This window comes from Pseudomonas sp. IPO3747, assembly GCF_013385245.1.
Classification (GTDB): domain Bacteria; phylum Pseudomonadota; class Gammaproteobacteria; order Pseudomonadales; family Pseudomonadaceae; genus Aquipseudomonas; species Aquipseudomonas edaphica.
This window is the reverse complement of sequence record NZ_JACAQL010000022.1, coordinates 340,808-362,794: the sequence shown is the minus strand read 5'-3', so window position 1 is coordinate 362,794 and position 21,987 is coordinate 340,808. Positions and strand designations below refer to the sequence as shown.

Annotated in this window: 23 protein-coding genes; 11 read left to right on the top strand and 12 right to left on the bottom strand. The window is 60.5% G+C overall.

From position 1 onward, the window contains the following. Positions 1–29: 29 nt before the first annotated feature. Positions 30–542, top strand: coding sequence for a GNAT family N-acetyltransferase (locus HX790_RS23155; protein ID WP_176992230.1), 513 nt, complete (start codon positions 30–32; stop codon positions 540–542). On the opposite strand, the gene HX790_RS23150 is transcribed toward HX790_RS23155, so the two are convergent. Continuing rightward, positions 539–1,231, bottom strand: coding sequence for an aspartate/glutamate racemase family protein (locus HX790_RS23150; protein WP_099549783.1), 693 nt, complete (start codon positions 1,229–1,231; stop codon positions 539–541). The two genes, HX790_RS23155 and HX790_RS23150, sit on opposite strands and share 4 nt — an antisense overlap. A gap of 171 nt (positions 1,232–1,402) precedes the next feature. Here HX790_RS23150 and HX790_RS23145 point away from each other — a divergent pair, with 171 nt between their 5' ends. The 6 genes from HX790_RS23145 to xylB all read left to right on the top strand — a co-directional run bounded on the left by HX790_RS23145 (position 1,403) and on the right by xylB (position 8,069). Then, a complete protein-coding gene (locus tag HX790_RS23145) occupies positions 1,403–1,897 on the top strand; it encodes a hypothetical protein (RefSeq protein ID WP_169985987.1) in 495 nt (164 codons plus the stop codon). A 215-nt stretch (positions 1,898–2,112) separates the two neighbouring features. Next, positions 2,113–3,645, top strand: coding sequence for a sugar ABC transporter ATP-binding protein (locus HX790_RS23140; protein ID WP_017135607.1), 1,533 nt, complete (start codon positions 2,113–2,115; stop codon positions 3,643–3,645). Continuing rightward, entirely contained in the window at positions 3,638–4,615 is a 978-nt protein-coding gene (locus HX790_RS23135; RefSeq protein ID WP_017135608.1) for a sugar ABC transporter permease, read from the top strand. Before HX790_RS23140 ends, HX790_RS23135 begins: the two co-directional genes overlap by 8 nt. 33 nt (positions 4,616–4,648) lie before the next feature. Further along, the gene (locus HX790_RS23130) at positions 4,649–5,581 is read left to right on the top strand and encodes an ABC transporter substrate-binding protein (protein WP_176992229.1); all 933 of its coding nucleotides are present in this window, start codon (positions 4,649–4,651) and stop codon (positions 5,579–5,581) included. Positions 5,582–5,599: 18 nt separating this feature from the next. Continuing rightward, the gene (locus HX790_RS23125; protein ID WP_138449491.1) at positions 5,600–6,601 is read left to right on the top strand and encodes a LacI family DNA-binding transcriptional regulator; all 1,002 of its coding nucleotides are present in this window, start codon (positions 5,600–5,602) and stop codon (positions 6,599–6,601) included. Between the two features lie 7 nt (positions 6,602–6,608). Next, complete coding sequence (xylB, locus tag HX790_RS23120) at positions 6,609–8,069, top strand: xylulokinase (RefSeq protein ID WP_176992228.1); 1,461 nt, start codon at positions 6,609–6,611, stop codon at positions 8,067–8,069. Between the two features lie 43 nt (positions 8,070–8,112). Here the strand turns inward: xylB and HX790_RS23115 are convergent, their stop codons facing one another. From HX790_RS23115 to HX790_RS23095, 5 genes are all read right to left on the bottom strand, one after another. Then, positions 8,113–8,421: a hypothetical protein gene (locus tag HX790_RS23115; protein WP_138449488.1), complete on the bottom strand. Its 309-nt coding sequence runs from the start codon at positions 8,419–8,421 to the stop codon at positions 8,113–8,115. Between the two features lie 159 nt (positions 8,422–8,580). Then, positions 8,581–8,904 (bottom strand): thioredoxin TrxA, encoded by a 324-nt coding sequence (trxA, locus tag HX790_RS23110; RefSeq protein WP_176992227.1) that lies wholly within the window; start codon positions 8,902–8,904, stop codon positions 8,581–8,583. Continuing rightward, complete coding sequence (locus HX790_RS23105) at positions 8,901–9,161, bottom strand: co-chaperone YbbN (protein ID WP_176992226.1); 261 nt, start codon at positions 9,159–9,161, stop codon at positions 8,901–8,903. Before HX790_RS23105 ends, trxA begins: the two co-directional genes overlap by 4 nt. Positions 9,162–9,263: 102 nt before the next feature. Continuing rightward, positions 9,264–10,121, bottom strand: coding sequence for an NmrA family NAD(P)-binding protein (locus tag HX790_RS23100; protein WP_176992225.1), 858 nt, complete (start codon positions 10,119–10,121; stop codon positions 9,264–9,266). A 101-nt stretch (positions 10,122–10,222) separates the two neighbouring features. After that, positions 10,223–10,663, bottom strand: a complete 441-nt coding sequence (locus HX790_RS23095) for an Lrp/AsnC family transcriptional regulator (RefSeq protein WP_176992224.1) — start codon at positions 10,661–10,663, stop codon at positions 10,223–10,225. Between the two features lie 109 nt (positions 10,664–10,772). Here HX790_RS23095 and HX790_RS23090 point away from each other — a divergent pair, with 109 nt between their 5' ends. After that, positions 10,773–11,678: a DMT family transporter gene (locus HX790_RS23090; protein WP_176992223.1), complete on the top strand. Its 906-nt coding sequence runs from the start codon at positions 10,773–10,775 to the stop codon at positions 11,676–11,678. On the opposite strand, the gene HX790_RS23085 is transcribed toward HX790_RS23090, so the two are convergent. The 3 genes from HX790_RS23085 to fabF form a co-directional block, all read right to left on the bottom strand. Beyond that, positions 11,656–13,635 (bottom strand): U32 family peptidase, encoded by a 1,980-nt coding sequence (locus tag HX790_RS23085; RefSeq protein ID WP_176992222.1) that lies wholly within the window; start codon positions 13,633–13,635, stop codon positions 11,656–11,658. The genes HX790_RS23090 and HX790_RS23085 overlap by 23 nt on opposite strands. Positions 13,636–13,830: 195 nt before the next feature. Further along, a complete protein-coding gene (locus HX790_RS23080) occupies positions 13,831–14,211 on the bottom strand; it encodes a RidA family protein (RefSeq protein ID WP_176992221.1) in 381 nt (126 codons plus the stop codon). Between the two features lie 65 nt (positions 14,212–14,276). Then, positions 14,277–15,545 carry a beta-ketoacyl-ACP synthase II gene (fabF, locus tag HX790_RS23075; protein WP_176992220.1) on the bottom strand — a complete coding sequence of 423 codons (1,269 nt, stop codon included), beginning with the start codon at positions 15,543–15,545 and terminating at the stop codon, positions 14,277–14,279. Positions 15,546–15,651: 106 nt separating this feature from the next. Here fabF and HX790_RS23070 point away from each other — a divergent pair, with 106 nt between their 5' ends. Next, positions 15,652–16,128 (top strand): helix-turn-helix domain-containing protein, encoded by a 477-nt coding sequence (locus tag HX790_RS23070; protein ID WP_176992219.1) that lies wholly within the window; start codon positions 15,652–15,654, stop codon positions 16,126–16,128. On the opposite strand, the gene HX790_RS23065 is transcribed toward HX790_RS23070, so the two are convergent. Further along, positions 16,129–17,451 (bottom strand): OprD family porin, encoded by a 1,323-nt coding sequence (locus HX790_RS23065; RefSeq protein ID WP_176992218.1) that lies wholly within the window; start codon positions 17,449–17,451, stop codon positions 16,129–16,131. It lies immediately after the preceding gene. Positions 17,452–18,153: 702 nt separating this feature from the next. On the opposite strand from HX790_RS23065, the gene HX790_RS23060 reads away from it, so the two are divergent. Next, complete coding sequence (locus tag HX790_RS23060; protein ID WP_138453387.1) at positions 18,154–18,789, top strand: hypothetical protein; 636 nt, start codon at positions 18,154–18,156, stop codon at positions 18,787–18,789. A 58-nt stretch (positions 18,790–18,847) separates the two neighbouring features. Here HX790_RS23060 and HX790_RS23055 read toward each other — a convergent pair whose 3' ends face one another. Further along, positions 18,848–19,717, bottom strand: a complete 870-nt coding sequence (locus HX790_RS23055; protein ID WP_017135623.1) for an oxaloacetate decarboxylase — start codon at positions 19,715–19,717, stop codon at positions 18,848–18,850. A gap of 280 nt (positions 19,718–19,997) precedes the next feature. Between HX790_RS23055 and HX790_RS23050 the strand changes: the two genes are divergently transcribed. Next, positions 19,998–20,939, top strand: coding sequence for a cupin (locus tag HX790_RS23050; RefSeq protein WP_176992217.1), 942 nt, complete (start codon positions 19,998–20,000; stop codon positions 20,937–20,939). A gap of 137 nt (positions 20,940–21,076) precedes the next feature. Here HX790_RS23050 and HX790_RS23045 read toward each other — a convergent pair whose 3' ends face one another. After that, positions 21,077–21,973, bottom strand: coding sequence for a LysR family transcriptional regulator (locus HX790_RS23045; protein ID WP_176992216.1), 897 nt, complete (start codon positions 21,971–21,973; stop codon positions 21,077–21,079). Positions 21,974–21,987: the final 14 nt, after the last annotated feature.

Below are 21,987 nucleotides of genomic sequence, written 5' to 3'. Positions count from 1 at the left end.
GCCACTTGTCTTTCATAGGATGAAACGCAATGCACACACGTGAACCCCATATCGTGATCCAGCGCTTTACCGAAGCCCACCTCGAAGGCGTCGCTGCGCTCTATAACGAACCGGCCGTGTGCCGTCAGGTGCTGCAAATGCCTTACCAATCGGTGGAGGCCTGGCGCAACAAGCTGGCGTTGGATAATGAGCGGCGGCTACAGCTGGTGGCGGTGCATGGCGGCGAGGTCATCGGCCAGCTTGGCCTGGAGCAGACCCTGCGGGTGCGGCGCAGCCATGTCGGCTCGTTCGGCATGGGCGTGGCCACGGCCTGGCAGGGCAAGGGTGTGGGTTCCAGGTTGTTGGCGGCCGCGCTGGACGTGGCGGATAACTGGATGAACCTGCACCGCGTGGAACTCACGGTGTACGCCGACAATCAAGCCGCGCAAGGCCTGTACCGAAAGTTCGGCTTCGAAGTCGAAGGCCTGTTGCGCGATTACGCTTTGCGTGATGGCAAGTTTGTCGACACCGTCAGCATGGCGCGCCTGCGCCAATCGGCCTAATCCGCCAGTGCAAACGCCACCGCAGCCTGCGCATGCAGCTCGGTGGTGTCCAGCAACGGCAGGTGGCTGTGTTGTGGCTTGATCAGCAGGCCGATTTCCGTACAGCCAAGAATGATCGCCTGGGCACCCTGTGCCGCCAATGACTCGATCACGCGTTGATAAACCTGGCGCGAAGCCTCGCTGATCACCCCGACACACAACTCCTCATAAATGATCCGGTGCACGGCCTCGCGCTCGTGCGCGTCGGGCACGAGTACGGTCAAGCCCTGCGCGGCCAGGCGGGCCTTGAGAAAGTCCTGCTCCATGGTGAACGCGGTGCCCAGCAGGCCGACCGTCAGGGTGCCGGCTTCGACCGCTGCCGCTCCCGCTGCATCGGCAATATGCAGGAACGGAATCGATACGGCCGCCTCGATACGCGGCGCCACCAAATGCATGGTGTTGGTACACAGCACCACACAGTCGGCGCCACCCGCTTGCAGGCGGCGCGCGGCGTCTTCGAGGATCAGCGCGGTGTCATCCCAGCGCCCGGCGTGCTGGGCTTGTTCCACCGGACCGAAGTCCACGCTGTACATCAACAGTTGCGCCGAGCGCAGCGGCCCGAGCTGGTCGCGCACCCGCTGGTTGATGATGCGGTAATACTCGGCGCTGGACTCCCAGCTCATGCCGCCGATAAGGCCGATGGTGCGCATGCGATGCTCCGGAACAGAAATGTTACCTCACCTTACCCACAGGCCACGGATTAGTCATACGCAGTTGCCGGCGAAATTACCGGTGCAGTTGCGCAGGCGTTAATCAAACGGTCAGCCGCCGCATCTGCCATGATCACCGCTCGCAACCTGGTTAACCCAAGGAAAATGGCAATGGACGATGTACAGCAACTGGGCGAGATGCTTCGTCATTACGCCGACAGCGAAGCGCATAAAAAACAGCAATTTGACCTGCAGTCAGCGCGCTGGGCACAAAAGCTCGGTGAGTTGTTCGGGCAGATCGAACAGTGGCTGGAACCGGTCAAGCGCGTTGGTTTGCTCGAGGTTCAGCGTGAAGCCTACGTCGCCAGCGGCCCGGGCCTGCCGGCCGAGAGTTCGACCTTCAAGACCGAAAAACTCACCGTGCATATCACCGGCAAGCCCGTGGAGTTTGTCCCGGAAGTGATGGGGGCCGGTGGTTTGATATCGGTGTCGGTGATGGGCCTTACCGCTGCTCGGCACGGCAGTGTGTCGCTGGTGTTGCCGGCCGATAAAAACGATTGGCTGTGGAAGAAAACCAATGGTTTGAAAGACCCGGACACCTTTGCCTTCGATGCCAACTTCCTGGCCACGCAACTGCAGAGCCTGATCCCGCGTGAGCGCGGCTGAAGGCTATTGGCTCGACCCGGTCAAATGTGGGCGTGGAGCGTCGGCGTGATCGGGTAATCATTTTCGGGCGCGCAGGGCGAATTTCTTCGTTTTGCGCTTGATGAAACGTTTAATCAAACAAAAAAATGCACGCGCAAGCGCTTGCGTACGGAAATGCATCTGGCATAGAGTCGGCAACACTCGATTACAAAAATAATAAATCCAGGAGCTCATCCATGAGCCTTGAACCCTTGCTTGAGATGCAGGGCATCAGCAAAACCTTTAATGGTTTGCGCGTGCTCAAGAATGTCGGCCTGAAGGTTTACCCCGGTGAAATCCACGCCTTGATGGGTGAGAACGGCGCCGGTAAGTCAACCTTGATGAAAATCCTTTCCGGCGCTTACCAGGCCGACCCCGGCGGCGAAATCCGCATCGACGGCCAGCCCGTCGCCACCTTCGACCCCGCCACTGCCAAGACCCTCGGCATCGCCGTGATCTACCAGGAACTGAGCCTGTGCCCAAACCTCAGCGTGGCCGAGAACATCTACCTGGGCCGCGAACTGCGGCGTGGCTGGACCATCGACCGCAAAGGTATGCAGGAAGGTTGCATCGAAGTGTTGCAACGCCTGGGCGCCGAGTTCAAACCCGCCACGCCCGTCAGCAACCTGTCGATTGCCGAGCGCCAATTGGTTGAAATCGCCCGCGCCCTGCATGCCCACGCACGCATTCTGGTGATGGACGAGCCGACCACGCCGCTGTCATCGCGCGAAACCGACCGCCTGTTTGCCTTGATCAAACAACTGCGCAGCCAGGGTCTGGCGATCATCTATATCAGCCACCGCATGGCCGAGATCTACGAGCTGTCGGACCGGGTGTCGGTGCTGCGCGACGGCCAGTACATCGGCGAACTGACCCGCGATGCGCTGTCGGCCGAAGTGCTGGTGAAGATGATGGTCGGCCGCGATCTGTCAGGCTTCTACAAGAAGGAACACGCCGCGTACAACCCCGGCAACGTGGTGATGCGCGTGCGCGACATGGCCGACGGCAAACGCGTGCGCAATTGCAGTTTCGACCTGCACGCCGGTGAAGTGCTGGGCATTGCCGGGCTGGTCGGGGCAGGGCGCACGGAACTGGCACGGCTGATCTTCGGCGCCGACCCGCGCACCTGCGGCACCCTGGAAGTGGTCGGCAAGACCGTCACCCAACTGCGAAACCCGGCGGATGCGATTCGCGCAGGTGTCGTCTACCTCACCGAAGACCGCAAGGCTCAAGGCCTGTTCCTGGACATGAGCGTGGCCGACAACATCAACGTGTGCGCCTGTGTGCCGGATGCGCATGCCGGTGGCGTGCTGGACCGTGGGCACGCGGCGCAACGTGCCAATGATGCGATCAAGTCACTGTCGATTCGCGTGGCGTCGGGCAAGGTCAATGTCGGCGCACTGTCCGGCGGCAATCAACAAAAGGTGCTGTTGGCGCGGCTGCTGGAGGTCAAGCCGCATGTGCTGATCCTCGACGAGCCGACTCGCGGCGTGGACATCGGCTCCAAGTCCGAGATCTACCGCATCATCAATCAACTGGCGCTGGCCGGTGTGGGCATTGTGGTGATCTCCAGCGAGCTGCCGGAAATCATCGGCACCTGCGACCGTGTGCTGATCATGCGCGAAGGCCAGTTAGTGGCCGAAGTCGGCGGGGCTTCGGGCCACGTCATTTCCCAGGAACGAATTATCGACCTCGCCACTGGTGGCGATCAGGTGGCTGCCCATGGCTGATTCAATGATTGCAACAACTGGCAAGGCCGAACGCGTGCGTGAGCTGATGCGCACCGTCGGCATGCTGCCCGTGCTGGTCTTGCTGCTGGTGGGCTTTGCCCTGGCCAGCGAAAACTTCCTCACGGTGCAGAACCTGTCGATCATCACCCAGCAAGCTTCGGTGAATGTGGTGTTGGCGGCGGGCATGACCTTTGTGATCCTGACGGCGGGTATTGACCTGTCGGTGGGCGCGATTCTGGCGGCGTCTGCAGTGGTGGCCTTGCAGGCATCGATGTCGCCGCAGTTCGGCATGTTCGGGATTGCGGCGGGCATTGGTTTTGGCCTGTTGCTGGGCTTGGTCAACGGCGGGCTAATCGCTTTCATGCGGCTGCCGCCGTTTATCGTCACCCTGGGTGCGCTGACCGCCATGCGTGGCCTGGCGCGGTTATTGGCCGATGACAAGACTGTGTTCAACCCCGACCTGCCGTTTGCGTTTATCGGTAATGACTCCGTGCTCGGCGTGCCGTGGCTGGTGATCATCGCCGTGGCTGTGGTGCTGCTGTCCTGGTTCATATTGCGCCGCACCGTGATGGGCGTGCAGATCTATTCGGTGGGCGGCAACCCGGAGGCGGCGCGGCTGTCGGGCATCAAGGTGTGGAAAGTGCTGCTGTTTGTCTATGCCATGTCCGGCGCGCTGGCTGGGCTTGGCGCCGTGATGAGCGCCTCGCGGCTGTTCGCCGCCAACGGCCTGCAACTGGGGCAATCCTATGAGCTGGATGCGATTGCGGCGGTGATCCTGGGTGGCACCAGTTTTACCGGCGGCGTGGGCACTATCGGCGGCACGCTGATCGGCGCACTGATTATCGCGGTACTCACCAACGGCCTGGTGCTGCTGGGGGTATCGGATATCTGGCAGTACATCATCAAGGGCATCGTGATCATCGGCGCGGTGGCGCTGGATCGCTATCGCCAGTCCGGCGCACGAACCTGATACACCTCAACAACAATCACAAGAGAGACCGGTATGAACTTCAAACGTATCTTTCCCGTTATGGCCTTGGCTGCCCTGATGTCCCATGGCGTCGAAGCCCGCGAACTCAAAGCCCTGGGCATCAGCATGGGCTCGCTCGGCAACCCGTATTTCGTGACCCTGGCCGACGGCGCCGCCGCGCGGGCCAAAGAGCTGAACCCTGCTGTGAAGGTCACCTCGGTGTCGGCCGACTATGACTTGAGCAAGCAGTTTTCCCAGATCGACAACTTCATCTCATCCAAGGTTGACCTGATCCTGCTCAATGCCGTCGACCCATCGGCCATGGCCTCGGCGATCAAGAAAGCCAGGGATGCCGGCATTGTGGTAGTGGCGGTGGATGTGGACGCCAAAGGCGTAAACGCCACGGTACAAACTGACAATGTCGAAGCTGGCAAGCTGGCCTGCCAGTTCCTGGTGGACAAGCTGGCGGGCAAGGGCAATGTGATTATCCAGAACGGCCCGCAAGTGACCGCCGTGACCGACCGCGTCAAAGGCTGCAAAGCGGCATTGGCCGGTGCACCGGACATCAAGGTGCTGTCCGATGACCAGGACGGCAAAGGCTCACGCGAAGGTGGCTTGAATGTGATGCAGGGTTACCTCACGCGCTTCCCGAAAATTGACGGCTTGTTCGCGATCAATGACCCACAAGCCATCGGCAGCGACCTGGCGGCCAAACAGCTCAAGCGCAGCGGCATCATTATTACTTCGGTGGACGGTGCGCCGGATATCGAAAACGCGCTGAAGACCGACACCCAAATCCAGGCCTCCGCCAGCCAGGACCCTTGGGCCATGGCCCAGACTGCCGTCAACGTCGGCAATGACATTCTCAATGACAAAGCCCCGGCCGAAGCGGTTACCCTGCTCACGCCAAAACTGATTACCCGCGAAAACGTTGCGACGTACAGCGGCTGGTCGAGTAAACATTGAGTTAAAGGGGGAAGCGTCGTGGTCACCATGGATGACGTGGCAAGCCGGGCCGGGGTGTCCACCTCGACCGTGTCCCACGTGTTGAACGGCACCCGCAAGGTCAGCCCGGCCACGGTGCAGGCGGTGCAGCGCGCGATCCAGGCGTTGGGCTATATCCCCAACACCCTGGCGCGCTCGCTGGCGCGTTCGAGCACCAATACCATTGGCGTGGCGATCTCGGCGCTGTCCAACCATTACTTCAGCGAAACCGTGCAAGCGATTGAAACCGAGTGCGTCCGCCACGGCTACATGATGCTGTTTGCCGACCCGCACGACGACCCGGAGCAGGAATTGCGGGTGGTCACGGCGCTGCATCACCGGCGGGTCGACGGGATTTTATTGGCGCCGTCGACCGGCTCCAGCGCGTTGGAATATCTGCAGGCCAACGAGATGCCGACGGTGCTGGTGGACCGCATGATGAGCGAGCAGTTTGATCAGGTTGGGGTGGAGAACACCCAGTCCACCCAGGCGCTGGTCGCACACTTGATTGAACATGGGCACCGGCGCATCGGCTTTATTGCCGGGCGCGAAGGGCTGAGCACTACCGATGAACGCGTGGCCGGTTATCGTGCGGCGTTACAGGCAGCGGGGCTGGTGTTCGACCCACAGTTACTGGTCAACGGCGGTTCCAACAGCGAGCCTGCGCGACAAGCAACCGCGCAGTTGTTGGCGTTACCGGTGCCACCCACGGCAATCATGGCCGGCAATAACCTGATGACGCTGGGCGCCATGCACGCCCTGCGTGAGGCACGCATTGAGGTGCCCGGCCAGATGGGCCTGGTGGGCTTTGATGATTTTGACTGGGCGGATTTCTTCGTGCCACGCCTGACCCTGATCGCCCAGCCGGTCAAGGAACTGGGCGCCCGCGCGGTGCATATGCTGCTGCAACGCATGGCCACGCCCGGCGCACCCACCCAAAGCGTGCGCCTGGCGCCGAGCCTGCAACGGCGTGACTCTTGTGGCTGTATTGAAGTGGAATAATCTACGTATGCGCAACCCTGTTTCCCTCGGCATAGACCTCGGCACGTCAGAGCTCAAGGCGATTTTGATGGACGTCGACGGCAGCGTGCTGGCCCACGTCGGTGTGCGCCTTGGCGTTTCACGGCGCCACAGCGGCTGGTCCGAACAGGCCCCCGAAGACTGGTGGCAAGCCTGTTTGCAAGCGCTGGCGCAGCTGCGCGAGCATGCGGCGTTTGCCCGTGTGGCGTGCATCGGCCTGTCCGGGCAGATGCATGGCGCGGTATTGCTGGGCAACGATGATCGCGTGCTGTACCCGGCCATCCTGTGGGATGACGCGCGCGCAGTGGCCCAGGCCACGCAACTGGGCAGCGGGTTTGCCGAAACCACCGGCAGCCTGCCAATGGCCGGGCTGACGGCGCCCAAACTGCTGTGGCTGCAACAGCATGAACCCGAGGTATTCAAGGCGATTGAGTGTGTGCTGTCGCCCAAGGATTACCTGCGGTTACGCCTGACAGGCGAGCGCATCAGCGATATGTCGGATGCCGCCGGCACCCTGTGGCTGGACGTCGCGCAGCGCGAATGGTTTGCGCCGATGCTCCACGCCACCGGCCTGACGTTGGCACACATGCCCCGGCTGGTGGAGGGCGGTGCGGCGAGCGGTGTACTGAATGTAAGCGGGTTGGGCCTGTCGCCCGAGGTGGTGATTGCCGGTGGTGGTGGCGATAACCCGGTGGCGGCGGTCGGCATCGGTGCGGTCAATGCCGGTGACGGCTTTATCACCTTGGGCACCAGCGCGGCCATCGTCGCCATCACCGACCACGCCGCCGGCAACCCGGCCAGTGCCGTGCACAGTTTCTGCCACGCCTTGCCCAACCGCTGGTACACCATGGGCGCCATGCTCGCCGGGGCCAGTTGCTTGCGCTGGGTGACGCGCTTGACCGGCCAGCCGGATGAACAAACATTGCTGGATCAGGTGCAGGCGCAGTTGCCCATCGAGCAGCCGGTGTCGCTGTCGACGCCGTTGTTTCTGCCGTACCTGGCCGGTGAACGCACGCCGCACAACGACCCGTTATTGCGCGGTGGGTTTATGAACCTGGGGCATGACTGCACCCCGGCGATGCTCGGTTATGCGGTGATGGAAGGCGTAGGTTTCGGCTTGCTCGATGCGCTGCGTGCGGTGCAGTCGACCGGTGCCGACGTGACCGCCTGCGCCTTGGTCGGCGGCGGGGCACGGAGTGCGTATTGGGCGCAGTTGCTGGCCAATATCCTCCAGCGGGAGATCTTCACGCTGCACGGCAGTGAATTGAGCGCGTCTGTGGGGGCGGCGAAGCTGGGGTTTATGGCGATTGGGCAGGGCGCGGATTTGCTTACGGCGGGGATGCCGGTCAAGGCGAGGTATTTGCCGAACCCTCTGCAACAGAAACTGTTAGAGGCTCGGCACTGTAAATTCAGGGGGCTCTTGGATGCTGCAAAATTTTTGAACGTTTGATTCAAGAGTCTCGTAGTTACGCACTCCTTTGTTGCCCCCGATATTAACGTCGATAAAAATTTCTTTTTTGCACATCGCTCAACATTGCACTCCACTCAGTAAAAGAGGGTTCGCCATTAACGAAGTCCGCCTCCAACCTCCAGGAACCGGCGTTACTTGAAAATTCAAGTACAGTCTCCTGCCTGCCGTCGCTATAAAAATGATAGTGCCCATTCACGTTTTGCTTTTCCCCCAAGGTCCGATCACTAAAATAGCCACTGAAATAGCCGTCCTTCTCGCGAAAGTAGTCGATTTCCAAGGTGTATTCATCATTGACACCGCTGTCGTAAAAACCGTTGATAGGATTTGACATGTTGATCGTCCTCTGAGCGTTATAGGTCATTGTGGCTATCGTTGAATGTTTCACTTTATCTGTTAGCCGCCGAGTGTGGCGCAACAGGCGATACTGCAAGTACGGTACTGCCGGTTTATGGGGCTATTGAGTGCCGTACAAGCATTGCATGCCTGATGTTCAAAGGTTCGAATCCAAAAAGGCTTTAAGCTGCGGCTTCGATCCGGCGCCGACTTTGGTGGCAGCCAGCTCGCCGTTTTGAAACAGCATTAGGGTAGGAATTCCTCGGATGCCGAATTGAGCCGGAACCTCTCGGTTCTCATCGACGTTCAATTTAACAATGGTCAATTTGCCGTCGTAGTCGTTGGCCAGCTCATCCAAGATAGGCGCGATCATCTTGCACGGCCCACACCACTCGGCCCAGAAATCCACCAGCACCAGCTGTTGCGCTTTCAAGACGTCAGTATCAAATGAGGCGTCAGTAACATGGATAATCTCGCTCATGAAAAACTCCTTTTATTCTTGAACAGCATCAACAAAGGCGTCTCAAACACCCCATACTTCGCCGCAACGCTGGGGTTCTCATCGATATTCAGCATCACGATGGTCAATCGGTCGGCATAGTACTCGACGAACTTTTCAAGGAACGCTGGTGGTTCCTCATCAGCATTTTTGTAGCACACCAGCACAGGCCCGCTGGCATTGAGCACTTGTGTTTCAAAGCTCGTATCGGTGACTTCTTTAAGCGTTGTGGTGAGCATCGGATCCTCTCCAGTGATGCACAACGTTAACAAGCCGTACGCAGGCGGGAACCTGTAAGAATTGACAGTTTTTTATATTTAAAGGCGATAAACGCTGCTGTTTCAGACAGTTATATCGGCTAACTCACGCAGCACCGTCAGCAACGATGTGTCCCCCTTAAGCACCTGCTCATGCTCAAAACAGATCCAGCCTTCATTGAATCCATCGACCATGCGCATACGTGGCAGTGGGTTCTGAGCGCCCTGGGCGCGCAACAAGGCTTCCCAGGTGTCACGCGCCACCCCTTCAGCGTGCACGTCGCGGCCGAGCACCTGTGACAAGCCTTGGGCGATGTCGTTGGGGCTGACCCACTGGCCTTCCAGTTCAACCACCCGATGGCCGGCCCACGCCTGTTGCAGCAACTGCGCGGCGAGGGTGCCGATATCCGCCGTGGCGATCATCGGCACCGACTTGTCCAGAGGTTGCAGAAAGCTGTGGATCACGCCGGTTTCCCGCGCAGTAATCAGGTCGTACGCCGCATTTTCCATAAACCACGCGGGGCGCAGGAAGGTCATCGGAATGTCCAGTGCGCTCAGGGCCTGTTCCATCAGGGTACGCTGGGTCAGCAAGTTGACCTCAGTAGCCTGGGCACCGATGGTCGAGAGGCACAGCACCTTGTTCGGCGCAGCTGCCTGCAACGCCTGGCTGACTGCGGCAATCACCGCACGGGCTTCGGGAAAACCCGGCTGCGGATCAAACCCGGGAGGCGGCAGGATAAACACGCCGGTTGCGCCGATGAACGCTTCGGTTAATGCCTGTGCGTCGTCCATCTGCGCAAACACCACGTCGCAACCTTGGTCGGCCCAGTAGGCCGCCTTGCCGGCATCGCGCATCACCGCGCGCACCGGTTGGCCGGCCTTGATGAGGTTGCGCGCCAGGGCGCCGCCGACTTTGCCTGTAATGCCAGTAATCACGTACATGAGCTTTATACCTGTGGGTTCCAATCAGTGGAGCCCAGCATAAAGATCGGCCAGTGATGACAGAATAGCGATTGTGTCACTGCGTTGATGACGCAGAATCACTAATCCGCCAAGGGCGGCAAACGGCGTTTTACCGGGGTTTTCTTGACGATGGCGGTGTTGGTTTCGGCATAGGCGTTGAGGCGGTCGAGCAAGCTGTCGAGCTGGTCCATGGTGCGCACATGCAAGCGTGCGATAAAGCAGTCGTCGCCGGTGACCTTGTCGCACTCGGTGAACTCGGGTATCGCCTGGATCTGGCGCTCCACCTCCTGCAACTTGCCGGGCAGGGGGCGGATACGCACGATGGCTTGCAGCAGGTAGCCGAAGTGTTTGGGGTCAATATCTACCGTGTAGTGGGTGAGCACGCCGCGCTCTTCAAGGCGCCGCAAGCGCTCGCCGACACTGGGCGATGACAGCCCGGTAATGCCCGACAAGGCCTTGAGCGACAGGCGCGAGTCGTCCATCAAGGCGCTGATCAGTTGCTGGTCGATGGTGTCAATCATGCTGTCTGCCTAATAACAAAAGGTGAATAAAGGGTTTTGCCTTTTTTAGTCGCTGGAGCCGCTGACCAGCAGATTGCCATAATTGCGCCTCACTTGAGGAGCTTTCATCGTGGACACATCTATCCGTCGCGGGTCGTGGGAAATGGTCGCCGCCATGCTGATCTCGGGCACCATCGGCTGGTTTGTATTGGTCTCTGGTGTATCGGTGATCGAGGTGGTGTTCTGGCGCTGCGTGATCGGCGCGCTGGCCTTGTTGCTGGTCTGCGCTCTGCTGGGTTATCTGCGGCTTGAATTGCTCACCTGGGCCAAGTTCGGCTTGGCGATGCTCAGTGGCGTGGCCATCGTCGGCAATTGGTTGCTGTTGTTCGAATCCTATTCCCACGCCTCAATTGCCATCAGCACGGCGGTCTACAACGTGCAGCCGTTTATGTTGGTGATGCTGGCCGCGGTATTTCTCGGTGAGAAAATCACCGTGCAGAAAATGGCGTGGTTGAGCGTCGCGTTCCTCGGCATGTTGGCGATTGTCACCGCCCATGGTGAGCAGCAAAGCGGTGGCGAGGCTTACCTGGCAGGTGTTGCTCTGGCCTTGGGCGCGGCATTTTTGTATGCGATTGCCGCGCTGATCATCAAGCGCCTGAAGGAAGTGCCGCCGCATTTGATGGCGTTGATCCAGGTGACAACCGGCGCACTGTTACTCGCGCCGCTGGTGCCCTGGAGCAGCCTGCCGGTGTCAACCAATGCGTGGGCTGCACTGGTGACGCTTGGGGTGGTGCACACCGGTTTGATGTACGTGTTGTTGTACGGCGCGATCCAGAAACTGCCCACCGCCATCACCGGGGCACTGTCGTTTATCTATCCGATTGCGGCGATTTTCGTCGACTGGATAGCGTTCGGCCATCGCCTGGGCTGGCTGCAATGGCTGGGCGTGGCCGCAATCCTGCTGGCGGCAGCGGGGTTGCAGCGGGGCTGGTGGTGGCCCCGCGCCCCAAGGGCTAGTGCGTGCCCTGAAAGATGATGTTTTCCGGGTTGAAATGCTCCACCTTACTGCCCGGCTGCGGCAACCCAAGGATATGCCCCTTGATCTTGCCCACCACGTGCATCTCGCATGGCTTGCAGTCGAACTTGAGGGTCAGCACTTCGTCGCCGTGAATCAACTGCATCGGCGCCACCTTGGTTTTCACGCCGGTCACCCCCTTGGCCTGTTTAGGGCATAGGTTGAAGGAGAAACGCAGGCAGTGCTTGGTGATCATCACCGGCACCTCGCCGGTTTCTTCGTGGGCTTCGAAGGCCGCGTCGATCAGCTTGACGCCGTGACGGTGATAAAAATCACGGGCCTTCTGGTTGTAGACGTTGGCCAGGAACGACAGGTGCGCTTCCGGGTAGACCGGCGGCGGTGAGGTTTCAGCTTTGCGCCCGCCACGCGGGTGCGCGGCAACGCGTGCGGCAGTCAGTGCTTCGATCACTTCACGGCGCAAGGCCTTGAGCTGCGAGTTGGGGATGAAGAACGCCTGCGGCGCATCCAGCTCGATGTGCGTGGCGTGGTATTCGGTGGTGCCGAGTTGGCCAAGCAGGTCGCGCAGGGTGTCGAGCGCCTGTTCCGGCTTGTTGGCCACGCCAAACGGGCCGGGCAGGGTGACGCTGGCGCTGATGCCTTCTTCGCTGGTGGCGGTGACTTCAAGCTGGTCTTCACGCAGACGTGCCACCCAGGCCAGGCCGATGCGGCGCTCGGCGGAGGTTTTGAGCAGCGCTTGTTGCCAGTTATGGTCGAGGTTGCGGTTCAGCGGATGGTTCGGGCGCAGTTGATGCAGGCCGGCCGGCATTTCATTCGGCTCGACGCGGTAGCGATAGCGCTTCTGGCCGTCTTCCTCGAACTCGCCCTTGGCTTCGGCGATGTTGGCACGGAAGCCCACCACTTCACGCTTGACCAGCACATTGAGGCCGTCGCCATTGGACAGCGGCTCATGGGTGACCACCTGCAAGTCGCGCTTGCCGGCTTTTTCCACCACACCCACCGGCAGGCCGGTAAAGGTTGGGGTGTCGAAGGCGCCGATGTCGATCTTGCGGTCGCTGACGAAATAGTCGGTGCTGCCACGGTGGAAGGTTTTTTCCGGGTCGGGCAGGAAGAAGTGCGCGGTACGGCCGCTGGAGGCACGGGCCAGGTCCGTGCGGTCTTCGAGCACATCATCAAGGCGCTGGCGGTAATAGGCGGTGATGTTCTTCACATAGCCCATGTCCTTGTAGCGACCTTCGATCTTGAACGAACGCACGCCGGCTTCGACCAGGGCGCGGATGTTGGCGCTCTGGTTATTGTCTTTCATCGACAGCAGGTGCTTTTCAAAGGCCACGACGCGGCCCTGGTCATCTTTCAAGGTGTATGGCAGGCGGCAGGCCTGGGAGCAGTCGCCACGGTTGGCGCTGCGGCCATTTTGTGCGTGGGAGATATTGCACTGCCCGGAGAACGCCACACACAGCGCACCGTGAATGAAGAACTCGATGGCGGCATCGGTCTCGTCGGCGATGGCGCGGATCTCTTGCAGGTTCAGCTCACGGGCCAATACCAACTGCGAGAAACCGGCCTGGTCGAGAAACTTGGCGCGGGCCAGGGTGCGGATATCGGTCTGGGTGCTGGCGTGCAGCTCGATGGGCGGAATATCCAGCTCCATCACGCCCAGGTCTTGCACGATCAAGGCATCGACACCGGCGTCGTAGAGCTGATGGATCAGCTTGCGCGCAGGCTCCAGCTCGTTGTCATGCAGGATGGTGTTGATGGTGGTGAACACGCGGGCGTGGTAACGGCGGGCGAACTCCACCAGTTGAGCGATATCGCTCACCTCGTTGCACGCATTATGGCGTGCGCCGAAGCTTGGGCCGCCAATGTAGATGGCGTCGGCGCCATGCAAGATAGCCTCGCGCGCAATGGCGACATCACGGGCAGGGCTGAGCAATTCCAGGTGGTGCTTGGGCAAGGACATAGTTTTTTTAGTCAGGCTTGTCACGGTTGAGGCGCGCATTGTAGCTGTGAAATGCCTGACCGGCATCTACCGCAGGGCTGTCATGTAGGAACTGGCTTGCCTGCGATGCAGGCAACCCGGTCCATCAGGCATACCGAGGTGATGCCATCGCAGGCAAGCCAGCTCCCACAGTGGATGTGTGCTGAGGCTTGGAACTCAGGCTTTGGCGGCCATCGCGGTGACTTCCACACGCATGCCTTCTACCGCCAAAGCCTCCACGCCAACGGCGGCACGAACGGGCCAGGGCTTGGCGAAAAAGCGTTTGTAGACTTCGTTGAATGCCGCGCGGTCAGCCATGTCGGTGAGGTAGATGGTCAGGTGCATCACCCGGTCCATGGAGCTGCCGGCTTTCTCCAGCGCGACCTTCAGCGCTTGCAGGGTGCATTCGCTTTGCAGGGTGATATCGCCCAGTTCCAGGCTGCCGTCGGCGTGCGTCGGGATTTGGGTGGAAACCAGGATGCCATTGAAGCCGATGACGTCGCTGGAGATGGAGTCGGCATCCGGGTCGGGGGTGAAGGACAGGTCGTGGTTGGCCATGGGCGCCTCTTGTTGGCGGTTGCAGAAAGGCGCCCATGGTCCCCGAAATCTACGGCAGGGGCAAACTACACCCAGCGCCGGAACAGCACGCTGGCATTCACGCCGCCAAAACCGAAGCCATTGGACAGCGCGTATTCAATCGGCATGGGCCGCGCCTTACCGCGCACCATGTCCAGGCCGTCTGCCAGCGCATCCGGGTTGTCGAGGTTAAGGGTCATCGGCGCAATCTGATCGCGCAGTGCGAGGACGGTGAAGATCGCTTCAATGCCGCCGGCGGCGCCCAACAGGTGGCCGGTGGCGGATTTGGTCGAACTGATGGCCGGGTGGCCACTGGCGCCGAACAGGATCTTGATGGCTGCCAGTTCGCCCTTGTCACCCACGGGGGTCGACGTTGCATGCGCATTCAAATACTGCACCTGGGACGCCTCGATACCGGCTTGACGCAATGCTTGCGTCATTGCCCGCCGCGCGCCATCGCCGTCTTCCGGGCCTGCGGTCATGTGATAGGCATCGGCGCTGGTGCCATACCCGACCAGTTCGGCGATGGGTTGCGCGCCGCGTGCCAGGGCGTGTTCAAGCGCTTCGATGACCAGGATCCCTGCGCCTTCGCCCATCACAAAACCATCACGCGCCTGATCGAACGGCCGCGAAGCGAGCTCCGGCGTGTCATTGAAGTCGCTGGACAACGCCCGTGCGGCAGCAAAGCCGGCAAGGCTGACCCGATGAATCGCCGCTTCCGCGCCGCCGCACACCGCCACATCGACTTCCCCGGCGCGGATCATTCGCGCCGCATCGCCAATCGCCTGTACACCCGCCGCGCAGGCGGTCACCGGTGCGCCCAATGGGCCTTTCAAGCCATAGTTGATCGACACATGCCCGGCGGCCATGTTGCTCAGAAACGATGGAATGGTAAACGGCGACAACCGCCGTGGGCCTTTGCTGTCGGTGGTGCGCACCGCCTCGGCAATCGCCGGGAAACCGCCGACGCCGGAGGCAATGATGGTGGCCGTGCGTTCCTGCTCCTGCGGCGTTTCTGGCGCCCAACCGGCTTGCTTCAGGGCTTCATCCGCAGCGGCCAGGGCGAACAGGATAAAGCGGTCCATCTTGCGCTGTTCCTTGGCGGCCAGCAGTCGATCGGGGTCAAACCCGGCTTCGGGGTCTTGCAGCACAGTTTGCACCTGGCCACCGATGCTGACGGCCAGGTCGCCGACCAAGTCTTGCGGCAGGCGACGAATGCCCGATTGCCCGTTCAACAAGCGCTGCCAGGTGGATTCCACACTCGACCCCAGCGGCGTCAGCGCGCCCATGCCTGTCACGACGATACGTTTACTCATGATCAATCGACTCCTGTTGCTTGAGGGATACACAGCTGTGGACGTCACTATCATGATGAAAGTAACATGGCGTCACACACTTTTGCACCCGCACACAGGAACGTCCATGCAACGCAAATCCCTTGTCAGCGACGAATGCCCCATCGCCCGCAGTCTTGAACGGGTAGGGGAGTGGTGGAGCATGTTGATCATGCGTGACGCGCTGCACGGCTTGCGGCGTTTTGATGAGTTCTCGCGCAGCCTGGGCATCGCGCCGAACATGCTGACGCGCCGCCTGAATGGTTTGGTGGAGGCCGGCATGCTTGAGCGCCGCGCCTACAGCGAGCGGCCGCCACGTTACGAATACGTGCCGACAGCCAAGGGCGAGGACTTTCGTATGGTGCTGATGGCATTGGTGGCGTGGGGCAATCGGCATTACGCCGAAGAAGGCCGCAGCGTGGAGGTGGTGGAGCGCGAGACCGGGAAGTTGCTGGAGCCGATGATGGCAACCGCCGAAGGCTCGGTAGTGGGGTGGGATCGCTGCGTGGTGCAGGCCGGTCCAGCCGCCAGCGCAGGAATGCGCGAGCGGCTGAGCCTGGAATGATTACAACAGGGTAAACGGATAGTCGACGATCACCCGCAGCTCATTCAACTTGCCATCGCGTTGGTCGGCGTTGGATGAAACCATGGCGTCACGCACACGAAACGACAGGTTCTTCGCCGGGCCGCTTTGCAGTACGTATTTGGCTTCCACATCGGTCTCGTGGTGGTCGCCGTCGGCGCCATAGTCGCCGGCGTAGGCACTGTTGGTCGGGGTGTGGGTGCCGTTGATGTCCGAGCCGTTGACGTAGCGGGTCATGAAGCTCAGGCCCGGTACGCCGTAGCTGGCCATGTTCAGGTCATAACGAATGCCCCACGACTGTTCGCCCGGCCCGTTGAAGTCGCCCCACTGGATCGAGTTGGCCAGGAACACCGAGTCGCCGCCTTCGCCCGCGCCATTGTTGCCGGTGCCGATGTAGTCGAACGGCGTGTCGCCGTGGACTTTCTGGAACGACAGCGTCAGGGTATGCGCCGCCAGGAACGAGTAGGCCGCCGCCACCGAGTAGGTGGTGTTGTTGATGGCCCCGGCCTTGGCGCTGCCGGTGTCGAGGGTGCGGTACAGGTTGCCGTCCAGCGCGAGTGACTGGTCATGCCCCAGTGGGATCACGTAGTTGAGGTTGGTGTAGTACTGGCGCCAGATGTCTTCCAGCTCACCGGCATACAGGGTCGCGCTCAACGATGGGGTAAAGGTGTATTTGCCGCCGACAAAACTTGCGCTGTTGGCCGCCACGTTGGCGTAGGTCGCGTAGATATCGTGGTCATGGTTGCTGGTCATGCCGCTGTTGGTGCTGGTGAAGTGCCCGGCTTCCAGGTCCAGGCCTGCGATTTCGCTGCTGGTCAGGTCAAACCCGGTGGCGGTCTGCGGCAGAATGCGCGTGCCGCCGGTGGCGAATACCGGCGCGGTGGGTTGCATGTCACCGAATTTAAGCTGGGTTTTGGAAACCTTGATCTTTACCGCAGCGCCCACTGAGCCATAGCCATTTTCCGGGTCGCCATTGCGGTTGGTCGGTAATTCACCGGTGCCGGCATCGGCGTGGGTGGCGTCGAGTTTCATCGCGCCGTAGGCGTAGGCATCCACGCCAAAACCGATGGTGCCCTGGGTAAAGCCCGAGGCGTAGTTGAGCATCGCGCCTTGGGTCCAGTCGCGGTTGTCGGCCTTGCCACTTTGGCGGTCGCGGTCGAAGTAATAGTTGCGCAATAACCCGGTAATGCTGCTGCCGTCGATAAAACCTTTGGAATCGGCCTGGTCGCTGACTGACTCGGCGAGGGCCGCTTGGCTGATACTGGCGCACACCGCCAGCGTTAACAGGCTCCACTGTTTGATCATGTTGTTAGTTCCCCGGAATAATTAACGCGTGCACAGAAACACCGCATGCTTGGATTGCGCTTAAGGTTGTATGGCAGATGTTTCAGGTGAGCGTAATGCTGTTTTTATTGTGCTCGACGTGGTTGTCGAAGCTGATTTTTATCATATTTTTCGAGGGCTGCAGCGGTGCCGAGGATTAAACTCGATTAATTAAACTTCACCTCTTTTAATGTCCCATGGGTGTAGCGTTGACAGGGTCTTAGCCGCTCTGCTTCGACAAAACCTTTGGTTTGCCGCCGCAGGCTCTGCGGCGGATTTTTTAAGCTGATATCAATAAATATATATCCATGTTGATACTTCTAAGTCGCCATCAGTAGTGGCGATATGCTTGCGCGCGCCTAATTATTTTGTTTGTAACAAGACTGTTGCACTTGCGCTCCAATAATCCTTCCCAGTGTTGCGTGAAAGACACTCTGCGAGAAGGTGGACGTGGGAAATCCCAACGCCAATCACTGACGCAAGGCGCAACACCATCACTGTGGCGAGGGAGCTTGCTCCCGCTGGACTGCGCAGCAGGCCCGTTTTTCAGGGACGCTTCGCGCCCCAGCGGGAGCAAGCTCCCTCGCCACAATGGTTGCCTGTTTTACTTGGGTTGCAGTTGCGGCGCAGAACCCATGCCCTATCATGGCGCCCATCATCCTCTCTGAAAGGACCAGAGGCCTCATGAAAAAAGCGTCATGTATCCTGCTCGCTACCGTTTTATTGGGGCTTAGTGCCTCAGCGCTGGCGGCCGAAGGTTTTATTGGCACCGGCATCAATACAGGGAACGGTTATGAGCCGGACGGCCACGGCGGCCTTAGAGGTACCGGGGGAAACCTGGGCGGTGACTACGCGCTGCAAGAAGATGGATCACTCAGGGGCACCGGTAAAAATATGGGCAAAGGCTATATTCCCGCCGATGACGGTGGCCTCAAGGGCATCGGCTACAACAATGGCCGCGGGTTCAGCCCGGACGGCTCGGGCGGCTATAAGGGCACAGGTTTTAACTCAGGTGAGGATTACCGGTCTGACGGCAAAGGCTATTTCCGTGGCGACGGCAAGGCCTCAGGCGCCAGCTGGCGCTCCGATGGCAACGGCGGGTATGAGGGCACCGGCGAGTACCGCAAGCGTGGGTACAAGTCCGATGGTCGGGGCGGCTATGTAGGCACCGGCAAGAACGAGGGCAGGGGGCTTGAGTCCGATGGTCGCGGTGGCTTTATCGGCACCGGCTTGAATGCGGGGGGCGGCTGGGAGCCGGATGGAGACGGCGGCTACAAAGGCACGGGCAATAATCGCGGGGAACGCTGGAGGATTGATTGAAGCAGCCCTCACCGTGAGTATCCGGTGCTGATTGCAACAATCAGCACCGTTGCGGCAATTACTCTTTAACGTCCATGAACTCTTCAGCCCACGCCACATAGCTTTCCGGCAACGTGTAGGTATGGGTCAGCTCCGTAGCGCTGAGGTTGGACGTGCTGCTGGTCAGCTTGCGCTGGGCGCGCAGGCTGTCGTAAGTGGCCTTGATCGACGCAAAGTAGGCGCCGTGGCCGGCCACCACGATGCGCACGCCCAGGGCCGCCAGACGCTCACTGTCATTGAGCTGCGGGTTGCCGTAGGTCACCAGCATCAACGGCACCGTCAGGTTGGCGGCGATCTGCTCAAGGTGGTCGAAGTCTTTGACGCCAACCATGCAGATGCCGTCGGCGCCGGCTTTCTCATAGGCCTTGGTGCGTGCGATCACATCTTCGGTCGGCAGCACACCGGCGTTGGTGCGCGCGATGATCGACAGTTCAGGGTCGACACGCGCTTCAAGCGCCGCCTTCACTTTGCCGATCCCTTCTTCGACGGAAATCAGGTCGGTGGATTTGCGCCCGAACTGCGCCGGCAACAGCGTGTCTTCAATGGTCAGCGCGGCCACACCGGCACGCTCAAGCTCTTCGACGGTGCGCATCACGTTCAAAGCGTTGCCGTAACCGTGGTCGGCGTCGGCAATAAACGGCAGTTGGGCGACGCGGCCGATGCGGGTGGCCTGTTCAACGAACTCACTCAGTGTGATCAACGCAAAATCGGGGGCTGCAAGTACCTGCAACGAGGCGACCGAACCACCGAGGATACCGACTTCAAACCCCAGATCGGCGGCGATGCGCGCGGACATGGGGTCGAAGACGGAGGCGGTTTCAACGCAGATTTGTTTTGCAAGCAGTTCACGGAAGTTGCGGCGCAACGCTGAGTGAGAAATCTTTGGCATGTTCTTTCCTGGCTTTGGTCATCGTCATGTGACGATCAATGTCTATTCGTGGTGGCGCCAAGATTACCACGCAGAGGAACCAGGGATTATGACGTTTGAGCATGAGACAGGCGCCGAACACATGGATCATCGGTTCACGCTCAGGCGCTGGACAGGCCGATTGCACCGTCGCAGGGCAAAGCCGCCCCATCCTGCACAACTGCTGTGCCGGCGGAGTGCTTAATCCCCGCAAGCGCAATGCCTATAGTGGATTTAAACCCGCCCAAGCCTGAGGTGAACCATGAACAGCGAGTTCAAACCCGACCTGACCGATACAGTGCCAAACGAGCAAGTGGACGCCGAGTACTTCGAGTACAGCAAGGCGGCCAACCCGATCAGCGCCAACCTGATTACCCGGATTCCCTACCACAGCTTCCCGGCCTCGCTCTACGACAGCGGCGCCTCGCGGGTGGTCGCGCTGGACCTCAGCCAAGCGCTGGGCTGTGAAGGCCCGGCGACCGGGCCAGGGTTGTGCGCCAATTTTATCCGGTTGAACGCCGGTGACGCCCTGGACCTGCACCCCAATGCGACCTCACAGGTGTTTTATGTCATCGCAGGCGAAGGCCGCGTGGTGCAGGGCGAACATGAGATCCAATGGTCGAGCGGTTGCTTTATCGCGCTGCCTGGCCTGCAGCCTGCGCGTTTCAGTGCGTCACAGGATGCACGCCTGTACTACGTGCATGATGAACCGCTGTTGCGCTACCTGGGCGTGACCCGCAGCACTGATCGCTTCGTGCCGACGCTGTACCCCGCCGCGCTGGCCAACCAGAAGCTGCGGGAAGCCGCGGATGACCCCCGCGCCCAGGACCGCAGCCGCATCAGCATTTTGCTGGGCAACCGCAATTTCCCCCAGACCCGAACCGTCACGCATGTGCTCTGGGCCATGTACGGCATTCTGCCGGCGGGCTCGATCCAGAAGCCGCACCGGCACCAGTCGATTGCGCTGGACTTCATTATCGACTGCCCCAAGGGCTGTTACTCATTGGTGGGCACTGATCTGGACGCTGATGGCCAGATCCGTAATCCGGTGCGGGTGGACTGGTCGCCGGGGCTGGCGTTCGTGACACCGCCGGGTTACTGGCATGCGCACTTCAATGAGTCAGACACCGAGGCATTCCTGATCCCTATCCAGGATGCAGGGCTGCAAACCTACCTGCGGGCGCTGGATATCCGCTTCAGCTGACAGTACTCGGTCAAAATGTGGGAGCTGGCTTGCCTGCGATTGCATCAACTCGGTATGCCTGATGTACCGAGGTGCTAGCATCGCAGGCAAGCCAGCTCCCACAGGTTTTGCTTTAGTGCCAGCCGCTCAGGTCGGCCTTATTTCCAATAGGGCGTTTCACCCAGCTGCTCGACGACAAAGTCGATAAAACAGCGCACCTTGGACGACACGATCCGCTTGGGCGGGTAGACAAACCACACCGCAAACGCCTGTTCAGCCCCCAGAATGCTCCAGTGCGGCAACCAGACCTGCAACTCACCCGCCTCAACGCTTTTGCTCACCAGCCAATCAGGCAGCAAGGCAAAGCCCAGGCCTTGGCGTGCAGCGAGCAACTGCGCGTCCAAGTCGTTGATGCGGATACAGTCGCCGTATACCAGCGGCAAGACTTCACCACCGGCCTCGAAGGCAACATCATGCGTGCTCAGGATGGCGGGCAGGCCGGCCAGGTCTGCCGGTGTCGCTGGGGCCGCGTGCTGCGCACAAAACCCCGGGCTGGCCACCAGCAAGTACTTTCCCGCGCAGATCTTGCGCGCCTTGAGCGTGGAGTCGGGCAGGGCGCCAATCCGAATGGCCAGGTCAACGCCTGCATGAATCAGGTTGACTTGGGCGTTATCCAGCACCAATTCCAGCTTGATTTGCGGGTAGCGCACCAGGAACACGTTCAAGACCGGCAGGATATGGTGCCGGGCAAACGCCGGTGGCAAATTGAGCTTGAGCACCCCACGGGGTTGCTGGTTGAGCGCCGAGGTCGCCGCCTTGGCTTGCTCCAGCTCATCCAGCACACGGCGGGCGTGCAGCAGAAACGTCTGGCCGCCTTCGGTCAGGTGCAGCGTGCGTGTCGAGCGGTTGAACAGGGCGATGCCCAAGTCCTGCTCAAGATCCTTCACATAGCGCGAGACGGTAGAGGCCTTGATGCCCAGTCGCTCAGCCGCCCGGGAGAAATTATTGCCTTCGGCGGCCTCGACAAAGGCGGTTAGCGCAGCGAAATAATCCAAGTGCCGCCTCGGTG

What these genes read in the sequence shown, in the direction of transcription:
- HX790_RS23155 (WP_176992230.1), top strand. Translation starts at nt 30, where the DNA reads ATGCACACACGTGAACCCCATATCGTGATCCAGCGCTTTACCGAAGCC.
- HX790_RS23150 (WP_099549783.1), bottom strand. Translation starts at nt 1,231, where the DNA reads ATGCGCACCATCGGCCTTATCGGCGGCATGAGCTGGGAGTCCAGCGCC.
- HX790_RS23145 (WP_169985987.1), top strand. Translation starts at nt 1,403, where the DNA reads ATGGACGATGTACAGCAACTGGGCGAGATGCTTCGTCATTACGCCGAC.
- HX790_RS23140 (WP_017135607.1), top strand. Translation starts at nt 2,113, where the DNA reads ATGAGCCTTGAACCCTTGCTTGAGATGCAGGGCATCAGCAAAACCTTT.
- HX790_RS23135 (WP_017135608.1), top strand. Translation starts at nt 3,638, where the DNA reads ATGGCTGATTCAATGATTGCAACAACTGGCAAGGCCGAACGCGTGCGT.
- HX790_RS23130 (WP_176992229.1), top strand. Translation starts at nt 4,649, where the DNA reads ATGAACTTCAAACGTATCTTTCCCGTTATGGCCTTGGCTGCCCTGATG.
- xylB (WP_176992228.1), top strand. Translation starts at nt 6,609, where the DNA reads ATGCGCAACCCTGTTTCCCTCGGCATAGACCTCGGCACGTCAGAGCTC.
- HX790_RS23115 (WP_138449488.1), bottom strand. Translation starts at nt 8,421, where the DNA reads ATGTCAAATCCTATCAACGGTTTTTACGACAGCGGTGTCAATGATGAA.
- trxA (WP_176992227.1), bottom strand. Translation starts at nt 8,904, where the DNA reads ATGAGCGAGATTATCCATGTTACTGACGCCTCATTTGATACTGACGTC.
- HX790_RS23105 (WP_176992226.1), bottom strand. Translation starts at nt 9,161, where the DNA reads ATGCTCACCACAACGCTTAAAGAAGTCACCGATACGAGCTTTGAAACA.
- HX790_RS23100 (WP_176992225.1), bottom strand. Translation starts at nt 10,121, where the DNA reads ATGTACGTGATTACTGGCATTACAGGCAAAGTCGGCGGCGCCCTGGCG.
- HX790_RS23095 (WP_176992224.1), bottom strand. Translation starts at nt 10,663, where the DNA reads ATGATTGACACCATCGACCAGCAACTGATCAGCGCCTTGATGGACGAC.
- HX790_RS23085 (WP_176992222.1), bottom strand. Translation starts at nt 13,635, where the DNA reads ATGTCCTTGCCCAAGCACCACCTGGAATTGCTCAGCCCTGCCCGTGAT.
- HX790_RS23080 (WP_176992221.1), bottom strand. Translation starts at nt 14,211, where the DNA reads ATGGCCAACCACGACCTGTCCTTCACCCCCGACCCGGATGCCGACTCC.
- fabF (WP_176992220.1), bottom strand. Translation starts at nt 15,545, where the DNA reads ATGAGTAAACGTATCGTCGTGACAGGCATGGGCGCGCTGACGCCGCTG.
- HX790_RS23070 (WP_176992219.1), top strand. Translation starts at nt 15,652, where the DNA reads ATGCAACGCAAATCCCTTGTCAGCGACGAATGCCCCATCGCCCGCAGT.
- HX790_RS23065 (WP_176992218.1), bottom strand. Translation starts at nt 17,451, where the DNA reads ATGATCAAACAGTGGAGCCTGTTAACGCTGGCGGTGTGCGCCAGTATC.
- HX790_RS23060 (WP_138453387.1), top strand. Translation starts at nt 18,154, where the DNA reads ATGAAAAAAGCGTCATGTATCCTGCTCGCTACCGTTTTATTGGGGCTT.
- HX790_RS23055 (WP_017135623.1), bottom strand. Translation starts at nt 19,717, where the DNA reads ATGCCAAAGATTTCTCACTCAGCGTTGCGCCGCAACTTCCGTGAACTG.
- HX790_RS23050 (WP_176992217.1), top strand. Translation starts at nt 19,998, where the DNA reads ATGAACAGCGAGTTCAAACCCGACCTGACCGATACAGTGCCAAACGAG.